Here is a 14,388-nt window from a genome sequence, read left to right on the forward strand (position 1 = left end):
AATACATATCTCTTCAAAAGCTTTAAATGATTCAACGTTATCCTACATGTCCCGGTAGCTCAGTTGGATAGAGCATGCGCCTTCTAAGCGCACGGTCGGGGGTTCGAATCCCTTCCGGGACGTCATAACAAACAGCCTTCCTTCGGGAGGGCTGTTTTGACGTCCGGAGGATGAGAACCCAGCGCGCAGCGAGGGGACGTTGGAGCATAAGCTTCGATAGCACTACTTCGCAATCAGCCCGAATGGGCTGTATCCCTTCCGGGACGTCATAACAAACAGCCTTCCTTCGGGAGGGCTGTTTGTTATGACGTCCGGGGGATGAGAACCCTGGGCGCCAGCAAACCCCACTCGTACCTCGCGGACTGGAATTCCGTTATTTCGGCGGATTACGGCCTATTCGCAGGCTGGGCGGGCTGAGAATCCGTTAAGTAACCCATTACTCCTCATTTTGAGCTCGACGTACCAATTAGCGTCCTCTCAGTCCGCAACGGGCAGCGAATCGGGCCTTTGCAGCCCAATAACGTCCTCTCAGTCCGCATACCACTGCTGGTGACCATGCCTGTACACTAAAATAGCTGGCTATGGAGAACGCTCAAACGGGGAAGGACCTGACTTGTACCTCGCGGACTGGAAATCCGTTATTTCGGCGGATTACGGCCTATTCGCAGGCTGGGCGGGCTGAGAATCCGTTAAGTAACCCATTACTCCTCACTTTGAACTCGAACGTACCAATTAGCGTCCTCTCAGTCCGCAACGGGCAGCGAATCGGGCCTTTGCAGCTAAATAACGTCCTCTCAGTCCGCACACCCTATTATTTTCTACATCCGCTCCGGCTTAGGCAGACCGAGTACGTCGAGCGCTTCGCCCAGCGTATCGGTGAAGCTCCGGGTCAGCCACAGGCGGAAGGTGATGCTGGCTTCCCCGCCTTTGAGAATCGGACAAGCCGAGTAGAAGTTACTGAACAACGAGGCCAGGGAATACGCGTAGTTACAGATCGTATTCGGCGTAAGCTCCCGGCTTGCTGTATAGAGTGTATCTTGCCACAAGCCGAGCTGTCTGAGCAGGGCAAGTTCAGCTGCTTCGAGCTGCGCCGGGAAGAGCGGCACCCCACCAACGCCGCTCTCGCCAACGCCAGACTCACCAATGCCGGACCCCCCAGCGCCGGACCCGCCAACGCCGTTCCCGCCACCCGCCGCGGCAGCCTTACTAAGCACGCGCTGCGCCCGGGCGTAGGCGTACATCAGGTAGACGCCGGTGTTGCCGGAGATTTCCATCGCCTGCTTGAAGTCGAACACAATCTCGGTGCCCAGATTGAAGCGCAGCAGGTAGTAACGGATGGCAGCGGTGGCAATGAGCCGGCTGGACAGGCCGTTTTTGTCCGAACGGGTGGATTCAATCATTTCTTCCATGAGCCGGACCAGCTCGGTTACCTTAATGCCGATTCCCTGGCGCCCGGACATGGCGTAGGAGCTTTTGCCGCTGGAGGTATCAATGCCCAGACCGGCCGCAGAAGCGGGACTCAGCGAGACCACGCCATAGCTGACATGATGCAGCGCGTCTGCCTGCGCACCGAATCCCAGTGCCTTGAGTGCCTGCTTGACCATCAGCTGCGGATATTCCTGCCGGTAATCGATGACGTTCACGACCTGGTCCGCCCGTCCAAAAGGCAGAGCCTGTCCGCTCAAGCCGGTCGTCCACAGCCCGCTCTGAAATTCGCTGTAGCTGAAATCCTTCTCCAGCAGACCGAACTTCCACAGATGATAGGCGATGTCCTTGGCAGTATAGGTCAGAATTCCGTTCGAGCGCACCAGCACCTTATCCTTCTGATGCTCCTCCTGCGTGTCCGGTGCGGCATCTTCAGCGGGTTGCTTCAGAATCCAGCAGCCTGCCAGCTTGCCTTCGGTCTCCTGCACGAAGATCTCCGTCTGTGACAGCTGCTCGAACGCCGAGGCCCAGAAGCCCTCCTTCAGAATGCTGCTCTCCCACACCAGCAGATCGTAGTCAATGCCGAATCCACGCATCTCCTCCACATGCTCTTTCACGATCTGCCCGGCGACGAGGTTGCCAATCCAGGCGGTGTTGCCGTGGCCTTCCTCCAGGGCATGAAGAATCTCGGTCCGTTTCTGTACCATCTCCGGCTGCTGCGCGTACGTTTTGTTAATCTCGGCATAGATGTCCCAGCAGTAGTCTCCGAACCTTACATGCTCTCCCGCCAGCGGAACATTCAGCAGACCGGCTACAGTATCTGCCAGCTGATTACCGAGATCATCCACATAGTTGTGCACCTCAACGGCATGGCCGGTCGCCCGCAGTACCCTCACCAGCGCGTCCCCGATACATGAGTTTCTTAGATGTCCAATGTGCATACTTTTATTCGGATTGACGGAGGTATGCTCTACAATCACCTTCGACCCTCCTGCATGCTGAGGCAACGTGAAATTCCCCTTCGCCCGTGCCCAGGCCTGCCAATCCAGATACATATTAATGAACCCCGGACCGGCGACCTCGGTTCTCAGCACCAGTCCCTGAACAGAGCCCGAAGCTTGGAGCTCAGCGACGATTAGCCCGGCGATAACCAGTGGAGCTTTGCGCAAGGGGCGGGCGAGCTGCATGGCGATATTGCTGGAATAATCCCCGTGGTCGGCACTCGCCGGCTGCTCCAGGGCAACATTGACTTCAGCGATGGCGGGCACGCCCAGGATTAACGCGGTGGTGTGAACAGACTGCTTCAGGCTTTCTTGAATGAGCTCACTTAACATTGGCATGAATAACAACCTCCTGATTAAAATAACGACAAAAAAGCCTTCATCTCCTAAGAGACGAGGCTTGTGCGCTCGCGGTACCACTCTCGTTGCTAAAGCCTTACGGTTCAGCCACCTTACAGGTTAACGGTCCTCGGCCGGGGCTTCCTACTACAAGGTTCAGAAGTCCATCTCACGGGTGCGCTTCATGGTTCTAATCTGTACCGGCTTCCACTTTCCCGGCTCGCTGGGGACTAGATATAAGACCATTACTCTCCCGGTCATCGATTGAATATGGATTTGTATCAGTATAGCGAATTTCTGGGAGAAAGCAAGAGCGGATTACCATGCAGCAGAAGCCCAACCGTTGAGAATCACACGTCACTAGGCGCCCCTGTCAGATTCTTGATGTCCGTTGAACCATAAATCAGCAGCATAATTACAATGACCAGCAGGAGCCCGCCGGCAAATCCTTCTCCGTCAAAACTGTCCATAGCCCCGTCCCTCACTCTCAATTCCGGATGTGTTCAGATGTTCTCGGCTTTCTTTTTCAAAGCGGTCATGATCTCGTTCAGCGTCAGGCTGCTGTTGTCATCGAGGAAGCTGACCAGCTTATCGACATTGTCACTGCTTAGCTCACTTAAGGTTTTATATTTGCCCACCAGACTGACGAACATCGACGCGTCCGTGTACATCTGGATAGAGTCTACTTTCAGCTTGCCGGTCAATAGAAGTGCAGCTACGGCGAATTCAAGCCCCTTAGGTGTCTGGGTTTTGGAGCTGGACGGTGTTTTTTTGGCGGCGGGCTTCTTTCCTTTTCCTGGAGGGGGCATGGGAGTCCCTTCTTCCGTTCGGCGTTCGTATGCAGAAAGCTCAGCTTATGGGCGTTCTTTCCTTATTCAAGGATATGCGTGCCTGCGGTCATTGGTGATTAGGCTCAGGCCTGTGTCCACACCGTTACAGGAAAATCCGAATATGAATATATCGTACTTTGACACTAGAACTTCAAGGGAGGACGAGACAGGATGGAGATTTTGTCAACAGGACCGATAGAGAACAATGCCGTTTCGGGAGTCAGACCTACGCAGACGGTGACGGTAAGAATTGTCAAGCGGAGTGCCCCAGGCAGCGCCTCTATTAGTATTCAGGGGTACGTGCTGGGCGCTACCAGAACGCTGTATGTCAGTGAGGTGATTGATGTTGCTCCGAATCAGGTGGTAACCCGGGATTATTTTGCCGATCTGAATGCCTATGAATTTGTGTTCATCACTGGAGAAGTGGATGAAGATGAGATTGGAATATCCGTGTGGGGCAAGACATCAACCGGCCAGCTGGTGAATGCACACCGTGTAGTGACGCATGAGAAATTAAGCTCAGACGTATAGAGGGGTAGGTATTATTCCAGACTCCCCGGTTGTAAAATGAAACAGGGACCTTGCAGAGCTACTAGCTCAGAAGGTCCCTGTTTATACTGTGAATAGAGCAGAGCGGACTATACCAGATCGCAAGCCTCGGCAGGCATCCAGTGCCTTCCCTTACCTTATACCGGACTTGCCGGATGCGTCCAAATCGGGTTCCGCTTCAGGTCCTTGTCCCGTCTTCAACGCACGCAGTTTCCTGGTAATTGTATTCTGTGCAATAGAAACTGTACTTTTGGGCGCAAAAAACCATTCTACTGCATTTCATACATTTGATTTTTGGATTTCTGCTCCAAAACAGCAGATACGTAAAAATCTAGTGTACAAAGTGCAGCAGATTCGATTTTTCAGCCAATATGGCCTTATTCTAGTGTACAAAATGCAGCAGAACAGCAGAAAGTCTGAACAATCCATCCCAGGCCTGGGGCTGGCAATATCGCAGGCGCCTCAGATGGAGAGAATCTCGCGGATGTCCTGCTCGCTCAGGCTCGATAACGCCTCCTGCCCCGGCTGGATTACCTCGTCAATCAGGTTTTTCTTCTTCTGCTGCAGCTCGTACATCTTATCCTCCACGGTACCCTGGGCTACCAGGCGGATGACCTGGACGATCTTTTTCTGCCCGATCCGGTGGGCGCGGTCGGCGGCCTGCTGCTCGACGGCAGGATTCCACCACAGATCGTAGAGAATGACCGTATCGGCCCCGGTCAGGTTGAGGCCGGTGCCGCCCGCCTTCAGCGAGATCAGGAACAGCTCGCGCTCGCCTTCATTGAAGCGGCTGCACAGCTCAACCCGCTGGGAGGCCGGGGTCTGTCCGTCCAGATAGAAATGCGGAATCCCGAGCAGCGCCAGCTCGCGCCCGATCATACCGAGCATCTGCGTGAACTGGGAGAAGATCAGCATCCGCTTGCCGGAGCTGCGGCACTCATCGATAATCTCCAGGAGCTGCTCGAATTTGCCGGAGCCTCCGGTATATCCATCTACGAACAGGGCAGGATGGCAGCACAGCTGGCGAAGCCGGGTCAGTCCGGCCAGCACCTTGAGCCGGCCGTTACCGAAGCTGTCGCTGTCCAGATGCTTAAGCGCTTCTTTGCGCAATCTGGCCAGGTAGGCGACATAGAGCCTTTTCTGCTCGGGCAGCAGCTCGGAGGCCTGGAGGGACTCGATTTTGTCCGGCAGCTCCTTCAGCACATCGCTCTTCAGGCGGCGCAGCAGGAAGGGGCGGGAGCGCCTGGCGACCGTCTCCCGGGGAAGGTCATGGAACGCCTTCTTTCCGGGGAACAGTCCAGGGAAAACGACACTGAAGATCGACCACAGGTCCTCCAGTGCATTCTCCACCGGTGTACCGGTCAGCGCAAAGCGGTAGCGGGCCTGAAGCAATCTGACCGCCTGCGCGGTCTGGGTCTCATGATTCTTAATCATCTGCGCTTCATCCAGAATGAGCGTGTGGAATGACCGCTTGGCATACTCGTCCACATCTCTGCGCAGCAGCGGGTACGAGGTGATGATGACATCATGCCCGGCCGTGTTCCGCAGGGCCCGGCTGCGTTCACCGGCGGTGCCGTCGGCAATGACCGCCTGAAGTTCCGGGGCAAAGCGCTTCAGCTCGTTAAGCCAGTTATAGAGCAGGGAGGCCGGCGCCACAATAAGCGCAGGCACGCCGCTCTGCCGGATGTCTTCCCGCATCGAGAGCAGGAAGGTGATGCTCTGCAGTGTTTTGCCAAGGCCCATATCGTCCGCCAGAATCCCGCCGAAGCGGTAATGGGCCAGCGTCCTCATCCACTGGAAGCCGTACTGCTGGTAATCCCGCAGCACGGGAGCCAGACTCTCCGGCACTGGGAAGTCCAGATTTTCGGGACTCTCCATGTTGGCCAGCAGCCGCCTGAAGGAGCGTCCGGTCTGGATGGTCTGCCCCTGGACGGTGCCTGCATGGAGATGGAGGGCGCGGACCAGCGGCAGGGAGAACTCGGTACTCCGGATATCCACGCTGCGGACGCCCAGCTCGTTCATCAGCGCGATAATCTCCTGGAACTCTGAGGTATCCAGCGGGAGCAAGGCTCCGTCCTTGAGCCGGTGATATTTACGCTTTTCCTGGAGCGACTTAAGGACCTGGGTAATGTCCTTCTCCGTGATGCCCTCCATGGCGAACTTGAAGTCCAGCCAGTCAGTCTTCTCGTTCCAGCTCAGGCTGACCTTGGGCGCTGCATGCTCCGTAAGCACCCGATCCTTGACCGCAGTGGTCGCATAGACCTGAAGCAGCGGCTCCAGCAGCGGGATGGTATGATGCAGGAAGTCGAATTCCCCATCCTCGTCACGCATGATATATCCGCTCTCCGTGCGCGAGAAGGACTCATGGGCCATCAGGTCCAGAATCCGCCGCTCTGCTTCCCCGTCCCGCATTAGAATGACCTCGCTGCTCCGCTCATGCGCCTTCTCCTCCAGCGGATTGATGACAATCCCGCCATACTGGAATTCAAGCCCGGCCAGCAGCCGGTCCCTCACCCGGTCCAGGTAGAGTCTGGCGTGAAGCCGGGTCTGGACGATCCGGTCCGCTATGGCCTCGGCAATGCTCACTCTGCCCAGCTTCTTCAGCCCGGGAATGACTGTTTCCATGAAGGGCTCCATCTGCTCAGGCGCAATCGCCAGGCTGTCCCGCCGGCTGCCGCTGAGCATCCGCTTCAGCTCGGAGAGTCGCCCGCATTCCTGCGCCGGGAGCTTCAGCAGTCTGCCCTCGGTCAAGACCAGCCCGTAGCTCTCCAGAATCGTAAGCTGCTCAAGTCCCCGGACATCCAGCCGGTAGCCGTCCTCCTGTGCCTGGTCGAACTGGAAGCTGAGCGGCAGAGGCTCCTCCGAGAGGGACAAGCGTTCCAGCAGAAGCTGTCCATGCTGAAGGCGGACGGCAGGCGCTGCTTCGAGTAGGGGATACAGACTCTCCCAGAAAAAAGGGGCCACCGGCAGCAGCCTGTCATTCCCCGCAGGGTTAGTGCGGGAACCATACGGGCTGGTGAGACTGTGGTAGACCTTCTCATTCAGCATGATCTCAATCAGCTTCTGCAGGACCTCATTATCCTCCTTGGAGAAACTGTGCAGGGCGGGGTCGTAGCTGAAATGCGCCGTGAATTCAAAAGGCTCGCCCCGGTGCACCTGTTCCAAAAAAGGCCGGATCTTCTGCACGATATAAAGGCGCTTAGGACCAAGCTTCACTTCCATCCCAAGCATCGTGCTGCCGTAGCTGAAGTTGAAGGGCCGGCAGATGAACTCGACCTGGAGCGGTGTCCGCAGATCGATGTACATGCCTGCACCGCTTGGCCGCTGCCGTCCTCCGGTGAATATTCCGAGCATGCTGCTCACCAGTTGCCGGTCTCCGCTGCGCTCCCTGTGCTCTGCCCCGGAGGGGCCGGAGCTGCCTTGCGCCAGCGGCGGACTGCTGTCCCTTGCGGAATAAGCCTCCCCTGCATCTGCCTGCATATCCTCAGCCTGTTCAGCTCCGGCCGCCCGGCTGCTGTAGAGGACCGCCACCAGTGCCGCCGCAATATGCTTGCAGAAGGGGCCGCCGCGATAGTAAGCCGGGCAGGTGCATTCCCCCTGCACATCCCCGTCACTGTCGATAATTAGCGCAATCTCATGGCTGTCCAGCCCATGAACCTCAGCGCGGTATTTGGAATATTCGTCTTCCTCATTATGCTCCGTATAGACAAGGTCCACCTTATGGGCATGATAATAAGCCGCTCCCTGGTCAAAAGCGGCGTTGCCGCACAGCAGCTTGATTACCCGTTCCGGCACCTGATAACCCACGTATACTCACTTCCTTTTATTGCTTCTGTCTAAGCCGCCCCTTCGGGGTTATGCCGTGCCTTAGGATTATCCATTCCCGCCGATCCCGTGCAGAATGAAGCTTATAGTCTGTTCAATCTCTGCCTCATCATTCCAGTCCTGCTCCGGCATCAGCACCAGCCGCGTCAGCAGGTATCCGGCAATCGCGGAGATGGCGAAGCGGATAATCGCAGGTGTAGGCGCGTCAATAACTTCACCTTCTGCCTTGAAGTGCTCGGTAATTACAGTGACACGCGCCAGAACCTGCTCGAAGATATTCTCGGTCAGCTGCTCCTTCAACGCAGGCTGGAAGGGGATCTCCTGAATGAGAATTTTGACAATCTTGAGATTCCTGCGGACGAACTCCAGCCGGTTCACCATGAAGGCCTTAAGGAAGGCTTCGTAGCTCTCAAACGGCACATCCAGCACACCGCTGAAGTTGCGCAGCACGAACGGAGCGATCATCCGGCTCATGGTGGGGACCACGATGGCAAGCAGCAGCTCTTTTTTGGTCCGGTAATAACGGAAGATCGTGCCTTCGGCTACACCCGCCTTCTGGGCGATCTCACTGGTGGCAGCCGCCGAGAATCCCTTCTCTGCAAAAACATCAATCGCCGCCCGCAGAATGGCCAGCTGCTTGGGCGTGACCTGCTCCTTCTCGCTGAGGTCCAGCAGCTCCTGGACCCACTGGTCTTGCTCCAGCTGCCCCTGATCGGCAGCAGGGTTATTCTCCATCAATAGAACCTCCAGACTCTTGCAGTTCCTCCTAGTGTACCATAGCCTGTTCACCCTTTACATTCTGCGGTGCTTGCGCAGAGCCAGCACATTCAGCAGCATGAACAGCAGGGAGAAGCCGATCAGCATGAACATATCCCCGGCGATATTACTCCAGCCTCTGCCGCGTACCATGATATCCATCAGCGCCTGTGAGCCGTAGTACATGGGAGTGGCGAGTCCAATTCGCTGGAGCCAGAGGGGAAGGGTATCCAGCGGGTAGCCGTGCAGGCCGAGAGCAATGATATAAATGAACTATTGCTAAAATGAAGAAGGTAACTTCCATTGTGTTTCTTGTTTTGGCTATTTTCACCTCATCCATTTCTACCTCAATTTCTTCAGCAGAAAGTTCGACCAGTAATGTGTCTTCAAATGTAGAGAGAACTAATTTTGAATGGGTAGTGAATGACGATTTAGGAGGCAACTACGAATACACTTACGAAGAAGAAGGGATTTCCTACAGGATTGTTGAGAGTATTAATTTAGAAACGATGAAGGATGTTTCAAGTGATATTTACGTAAAAGAAAATGGTGAATATGTATTAAGTTCTAAGATTTCTACAAAATTATTGGATGATAATAATGTACTTATTTCTGCTACAAAAGATGGTGTTATCACAACTGAAACGATACCTGTTGAAAGTGTAGACTCTTCCCCACCCAATATAAATGAAGGAGTAAACAATACTTCTTCCAATAAAATTTCACTATTAGCTGGTAATGCTGATCTCACAGATTGGACTTTCCAATCCATAACAAGAGGATCTAACATTGCAGCGAAACTTACGGTTGCTGCTATAGTGGTTGTTTTGAATCATTATTTTCCATATTTACCGGTAAAGTTAGTCACAACTTTATCAGGTACTTATTATGCACTAGGTACTCCAACTATTTATTGGCAAAAACAGTGGTACTATAGATATACGTTAACTAATCCACCATTACCTCGGGCAGAACGTGTATTCACCTATTTCTATACCGATTCTAGTTACACAAATTATGCTTATGACTCTCCGGTAATGCAAGAGACCTATGCTCCAGGTTGGGGGCCATAAGTTAAAATTCATTAGTACAAACGCACCCGTGTTGTGAAAATGAACAAAAACTGACACACTTCGAGTGTCAGTTTTTGTTTTTATACTCTATTTTAGTTTGCGCTACATATTCTCTCCAATAAAATTGACAATTTATTTATGGATCTACTTAATTCATCTAAACACAGCAAATAAAATGACTGCTCCTAAAGAAAAAAGGAGTATTGTTATTATGTTTATCTTGGTAGGTTTACGAATGAGATCAACAATTATCCAAATAGCAAATATCGAAGCTGCCAACCATAAATTAAACTCCGAAGGATAAAATATAAGTATGATGAATATAGTTAATAAAACTACTGCATTTATTATCTTCTCAATCATAAATCCTCCTTTTATCTCTCATCTTCTCATTAACGAAATTATAACATTATTGTTTGAAAATAGTATATGATCTAAGGGTTTTTAGAGAAAATTTAGTGTTTTAACAATTGAATGAATATGAATACTTTATTCACCTGGGCTGTAGGTGCATCCACAGCAAGTTCCTCCTAGTGTACCATAGCCCGTTCACCCTTTACATTCTGCGGTGCTTGCGCAGAGCCAGCACATTTAGCAGCATGAACAGCAGGGAGAAGCCGATCAGCATGAACACATCCCCGGCGATATCACTCCAGCCTCTGCCGCGTACCATGATATCCATCAGCGCCTGTGAGCCGTAGTACATGGGAGTGGCGAGTCCAATTCGCTGGAGCCAGAGGGGAAGGGTATCCAGCGGAAATAATCCGCTCAGGAAGATCTGCGGCACAATGACCAGGGGGATGAACTGGATCATCTGCAGCTCATTGGCGGCGAACGCCGAGAGCAGGGTACCGAGGGTCAGCGCCGACATCGACAGCAGCAGCGTCATCAGCAGCACGTAGCCGAAGCTGCCTGTCATCATAATCCCCAGCACCTGAATGGAGAACCAGGAGATCAGCAGGGCCTGGAAGACAGTGAAGATGCCGAAGCCGCATACATATCCGGTGACGATCTCCCAGCGCTTCAGCGGGGTGGAGAGCAGACGCTCCAGCGTGCCCGTGGTCCGTTCGCGCAGGAAGGAGACACCTGCAATCAGGAAGACAAAGAAGAACACGAATACTCCGATCATAATCGGGCCAAAGCGGTCGATCGTCTTCATATCCTCCGCGCCGTAGAGATAGCTGATCTGCGGCTGGAGCTGCCCGCCGCCCGGCGCTTGCGGCCGGAGGCTCTGTGCAGCTTCCTGGAGCGCCATGATCACAGCGCGGTTAGCCGCCGGATTGCTGCCTTCAAGGACAACAGCGGGTGCGTCTCCCTTCATTGTAAGGAGAGCATCAATGTCCCCCGCCTTCAGGGCGTCCTGCCCGGTCGATTCATCGGCGTAGCCGGTAACCTCGGCCTGCCGGGCTTCCAGCGCTGAACTGAACACTGCCGCGCCGCCGGAGACGCCGATCCTCGGCTCATAGGCATCGCTGCCGAACACCAGGCTCATCAGGCTAAGCACCAGCAGGGGAGCGATGAACATCAGCGCCATGGTTCTCCGGTCATGGATGAACTGCTGCAGAATTCTCAGGGTAATGGCCCGGATTCTCATCGGCGTACACCTCCATAATAGAGGAAGGCTTCCTCAATGCTGGCGGTGCGGGTAGCCTGAAGCAGTCCAGCCGGAGTATCGGCCGCCAGTAGTACGCCGTCCCGGATCATCGCCAGCCGGTCACATTTCGCCGCCTCATCCATCACATGCGTGGTCAGGACAATCGTTGTTCCCTTACGGTTCAGCGCCTTCAGTGCCTTCCAGATGGACTGGCGCAGTACCGGATCGATGCCGACGGTCGGTTCATCCAGCAGCAGCAGCGGCGGCTCGTGTAGCAGGGCAATCGCCAGGGACAGCCGGCGCTTCATGCCCCCGGAGTATTGGTCCACCCGCTTGCGTAGATGCTCCTGCAGGTTCACCAGCTCTATCACATCCCCGATCCGCCGTGTGCGGTTGCCGCCCTTCAGTCCATAAAGCGCAGCAAAGAACTCCAGATTCTCCTTGGCGCTAAGCTCGGTATACAAGGCATCCGACTGGGCCATATATCCGATGTGCTGGAGCATGGCAAGCTTCGGCATCCGCACCCCCAGCACGGTGACCTCACCGGAGGTTACCTCGTCTATGCCCGTAAGCAGCTTGACCAGCGTGGTTTTGCCGGAGCCGGATGGCCCCAGAATCCCGAAGGTCTCTGCCTGATGCACCTGAAGTGTAACATCCTTCAACACTGTTTTATCGCCAAAAGCCCGGTTCACATGAGTAACCGCAATGACAGGCTTCCCCTCATCCATAATAATCTCCTCCGTCCCTCATGATAATGAGTGAGCGCTCACTCATTATACTAATGATTCTCTGCCCAAAAGTAAATAAAATGGTAAGGATTATCCGTTACTCCCACTCTTGATCCGGGTAATAAGAGGGACATCCTATGTTTACCGGCATCCTGAGACCCAATTCACTAAAGGCGGTGGAATTATGGCAGGACATAAGCTGCTCCTTCCTCTAGGCGTGCTGCTGGCTGCGGCTGGACTTAGCGGCTGCGGCGATGCAGACCATTCAGCTGGTGGCGGACGGTTTCATACCTTGGCGGACGAGAAGACGGAGGCAAAGCAATATCTGCCGGAGGATCTGCCGATTCCCGAAGGGGCAGGCATTACTTTTACCCAAGGTGAACAGTCAGAGGGGAAGAAATCCTCCATGCTGGTCTATCAGACGAAGGAGAGTATGGCCGCTCTTGGAACTACGTACCAGAAGTATGTAAGAGAGAAGGAGCTGGAACGCGGAACAGAGATTGTGGATAGCCGCAACCTGCTGATTAACGGCAAAGTGAACGGCTCCTATTCATATTCTATTATTGGCAGCCCTTCGGAATCAGAGCGCGGCGGGAACGAGATTATCGTGACGTGGATTGTGAATTAACACAGCGTTTACAATAGGCCGGTCCGGGAGGATTCCCGGGCGGGTCTTCTTTGGGTTGGGCTTGTAATTATTTTTACAGTTTATATTTCCATAACATTCCTACGCAACAGAATTGACACTCGTAGACGAAAATAACATTAGCAGTTACCTATAGGAAAAGGGTGAATCTAATTGAAGAATAGTAAATGGATCGGCGCGGCTCTGGCTTCTGCACTTCTCGTAACAGGGGGAGCTGTTAGTGTTTTGGCCACAAGCAGTCAAGTAAGTGCCGCAGCTGTGAAGACAGCAGCAGCCGTAGAGGGCAGCGTGTCCTGGAGCATCAACGGTACGCCGGTTACACTCAGCACAATCAACAGCGGCGGGTACAAGCTCTATTCCTTGAGCCAGGTAGCCGCAGAGCTGGGAGCAGGAATTGTGCACGGCAGTAGCGGAATCCAGCTAAATGACAGCAAAGGTCTACATAGTGTGCAGATCCAGGCAGGCGTGAAAAGCTATCAGGTGGATGGCGAAACCCTGGAATTCACAGTGGCCCCCGTCGTGCGTAACAGCAAAACGTATGTGGAGCTGACGAAGCTGGTTACGGCGCTTGGCGGTGAGCTTGCGGCTGATGCCCACACGATTCTGAGCTTTGCCCGGCCCGCAGGTTCATTTGATACTCTTCACTGGAGCGCTGACGGTGGTCTGATTGCGAACAGAAGCGACGCTCAATCCACTCTGCTCTATAAATTCACCCAGACTCCAGGCAACTATGACCTGTTCTCTTCCAGCGAAGGCGCGGTGGATTTCGCAGTCTCCGCCGACCGGCAATGGGGCGCATTCAGCGATGAGACCGGCCAGCTGAAGCTGATCAACCTGTCCACCGGCCTAATCAGTCCGCTCGGCAAGGATACCAGCGTGAAGACAGATATCGTGTGGTCCAGTGACGGCAAGACGCTCTATTTCGTCCAGGGCGACAAGCAGGAGAAGCTGGCACAGATTTCAGTAGAGACTGGAGAGGTTAAGGCTCTGCTTGAAGATAAAGTAGAGAACAAATCGGAGCTTCGCATATCGGCAGACGGCAAAAGTGCAGTGTACATTGTCAACATCACCGGTACCGCGAAGAATGATGCCGACAGCACAGAAGATTCACTTACAGTAGACTTCAGCAAGGCCGGAGAACAGCTCTATAAGCTGGATCTTACCACCAAAGGTGCTAAACCAGTAGCCTTGACTACTACACCTGACAACAAGTTGTATCCTGAGATTCTGGCTGGCGGCAGCGTGTCCTACCTGAGTGCGGATGCAGACGGCAATGCCGCTAACACGCTGAAGCTGATCACAGCAGACGGTAAAAGCACAGATGTCGCCCTCGGTGCAGAGGTGAACTGGTCCACAGGGGTTAGCACGGGCCTCGTAGTCTCCGGAACTATAGCGGATGGCAGCACAGTAATCTATTCTATTGCGGGCAGCGCAGCTCCGGTTGAACTGTACCGGACAGCCGAAGACGTATCGGAAGTAGCGGTATCGGCAGACGGCAACAAGCTGGCGATCATCAGCGACGGCAGAGTACTGGTCATTCAGAACGGCAAAGCGCTGCAACTGTCAGCTTCACCGGAAGTGGCTAATTAATTACAACATTTAACGGCGCACACCGCCGGGAG

At 54.0% G+C, this 14,388-nt stretch carries 11 protein-coding genes, 1 tRNA gene and 1 other annotated feature; of the genes, 5 read left to right on the plus strand and 7 right to left on the minus strand.

What is annotated here, in order from left to right:
• The first annotated feature begins 48 nt into the window (after positions 1-48).
• A tRNA-Arg gene (locus MKX42_RS07820) sits at positions 49-122 on the plus strand.
• 696 nt (positions 123-818) lie between these two features.
• On the opposite strand, the gene MKX42_RS07825 is transcribed toward MKX42_RS07820, so the two are convergent.
• The gene (locus tag MKX42_RS07825) at positions 819-2,759 is read right to left on the minus strand and encodes an arginine--tRNA ligase (protein WP_340757634.1); all 1,941 of its coding nucleotides are present in this window, start codon (positions 2,757-2,759) and stop codon (positions 819-821) included.
• A gap of 53 nt (positions 2,760-2,812) precedes the next feature.
• Positions 2,813-3,035, minus strand: a binding site (T-box leader).
• Positions 3,036-3,268: 233 nt separating this feature from the next.
• Positions 3,269-3,574, minus strand: a complete 306-nt coding sequence (locus MKX42_RS07830) for a hypothetical protein (protein ID WP_340752008.1) — start codon at positions 3,572-3,574, stop codon at positions 3,269-3,271.
• Between the two features lie 192 nt (positions 3,575-3,766).
• Here MKX42_RS07830 and MKX42_RS07835 point away from each other — a divergent pair, with 192 nt between their 5' ends.
• On the plus strand, positions 3,767-4,126 hold the full coding sequence (locus MKX42_RS07835) for a hypothetical protein (RefSeq protein WP_340752009.1): 360 nt from the start codon (positions 3,767-3,769) through the stop codon (positions 4,124-4,126).
• Positions 4,127-4,606: 480 nt separating this feature from the next.
• Here the strand turns inward: MKX42_RS07835 and MKX42_RS07840 are convergent, their stop codons facing one another.
• From MKX42_RS07840 to MKX42_RS07850, 3 genes are all read right to left on the minus strand, one after another.
• A complete protein-coding gene (locus MKX42_RS07840) occupies positions 4,607-7,951 on the minus strand; it encodes a DEAD/DEAH box helicase (RefSeq protein ID WP_340752010.1) in 3,345 nt (1,114 codons plus the stop codon).
• A 66-nt stretch (positions 7,952-8,017) separates the two neighbouring features.
• On the minus strand, positions 8,018-8,704 hold the full coding sequence (locus MKX42_RS07845) for a TetR/AcrR family transcriptional regulator (protein ID WP_340752011.1): 687 nt from the start codon (positions 8,702-8,704) through the stop codon (positions 8,018-8,020).
• A 57-nt stretch (positions 8,705-8,761) separates the two neighbouring features.
• On the minus strand, positions 8,762-8,911 hold the full coding sequence (locus MKX42_RS07850; RefSeq protein WP_340752012.1) for a hypothetical protein: 150 nt from the start codon (positions 8,909-8,911) through the stop codon (positions 8,762-8,764).
• A 98-nt stretch (positions 8,912-9,009) separates the two neighbouring features.
• Between MKX42_RS07850 and MKX42_RS07855 the strand changes: the two genes are divergently transcribed.
• The gene (locus MKX42_RS07855) at positions 9,010-9,798 is read left to right on the plus strand and encodes a hypothetical protein (protein ID WP_340752013.1); all 789 of its coding nucleotides are present in this window, start codon (positions 9,010-9,012) and stop codon (positions 9,796-9,798) included.
• Positions 9,799-10,354: 556 nt separating this feature from the next.
• Here the strand turns inward: MKX42_RS07855 and MKX42_RS07860 are convergent.
• Together MKX42_RS07860 and MKX42_RS07865 are read right to left on the minus strand one after the other, a co-directional pair.
• Complete coding sequence (locus MKX42_RS07860) at positions 10,355-11,392, minus strand: ABC transporter permease (protein WP_340752014.1); 1,038 nt, start codon at positions 11,390-11,392, stop codon at positions 10,355-10,357.
• A complete protein-coding gene (locus MKX42_RS07865) occupies positions 11,389-12,120 on the minus strand; it encodes an ABC transporter ATP-binding protein (protein WP_340752015.1) in 732 nt (243 codons plus the stop codon). The genes MKX42_RS07860 and MKX42_RS07865 overlap by 4 nt, the downstream gene beginning before the upstream one ends.
• 184 nt (positions 12,121-12,304) lie before the next feature.
• On the opposite strand from MKX42_RS07865, the gene MKX42_RS07870 reads away from it, so the two are divergent.
• Together MKX42_RS07870 and MKX42_RS07875 are read left to right on the plus strand one after the other, a co-directional pair.
• Positions 12,305-12,748 (plus strand): hypothetical protein, encoded by a 444-nt coding sequence (locus tag MKX42_RS07870; RefSeq protein WP_340752016.1) that lies wholly within the window; start codon positions 12,305-12,307, stop codon positions 12,746-12,748.
• Positions 12,749-12,919: 171 nt separating this feature from the next.
• Positions 12,920-14,356 (plus strand): stalk domain-containing protein, encoded by a 1,437-nt coding sequence (locus MKX42_RS07875; protein ID WP_340752017.1) that lies wholly within the window; start codon positions 12,920-12,922, stop codon positions 14,354-14,356.
• The last annotated feature ends 32 nt before the right edge of the window (positions 14,357-14,388 follow it).

The organism is Paenibacillus sp. FSL R7-0204 (assembly GCF_038002225.1).
Classification (GTDB): domain Bacteria; phylum Bacillota; class Bacilli; order Paenibacillales; family Paenibacillaceae; genus Paenibacillus_AQ.

Excerpts from the sequence above, each read along its gene's own strand:
- MKX42_RS07855 (WP_340752013.1), top strand. The coding sequence starts at position 9,010 with ATGAAGAAGGTAACTTCCATTGTGTTTCTTGTTTTGGCTATTTTCACC.
- MKX42_RS07850 (WP_340752012.1), bottom strand. The coding sequence starts at position 8,911 with ATGTACTACGGCTCACAGGCGCTGATGGATATCATGGTACGCGGCAGA.
- MKX42_RS07865 (WP_340752015.1), bottom strand. The coding sequence starts at position 12,120 with ATGGATGAGGGGAAGCCTGTCATTGCGGTTACTCATGTGAACCGGGCT.
- MKX42_RS07845 (WP_340752011.1), bottom strand. The coding sequence starts at position 8,704 with ATGGAGAATAACCCTGCTGCCGATCAGGGGCAGCTGGAGCAAGACCAG.
- MKX42_RS07830 (WP_340752008.1), bottom strand. The coding sequence starts at position 3,574 with ATGCCCCCTCCAGGAAAAGGAAAGAAGCCCGCCGCCAAAAAAACACCG.
- MKX42_RS07870 (WP_340752016.1), top strand. The coding sequence starts at position 12,305 with ATGGCAGGACATAAGCTGCTCCTTCCTCTAGGCGTGCTGCTGGCTGCG.
- MKX42_RS07835 (WP_340752009.1), top strand. The coding sequence starts at position 3,767 with ATGGAGATTTTGTCAACAGGACCGATAGAGAACAATGCCGTTTCGGGA.
- MKX42_RS07825 (WP_340757634.1), bottom strand. The coding sequence starts at position 2,759 with ATGTTAAGTGAGCTCATTCAAGAAAGCCTGAAGCAGTCTGTTCACACC.
- MKX42_RS07860 (WP_340752014.1), bottom strand. The coding sequence starts at position 11,392 with ATGAGAATCCGGGCCATTACCCTGAGAATTCTGCAGCAGTTCATCCAT.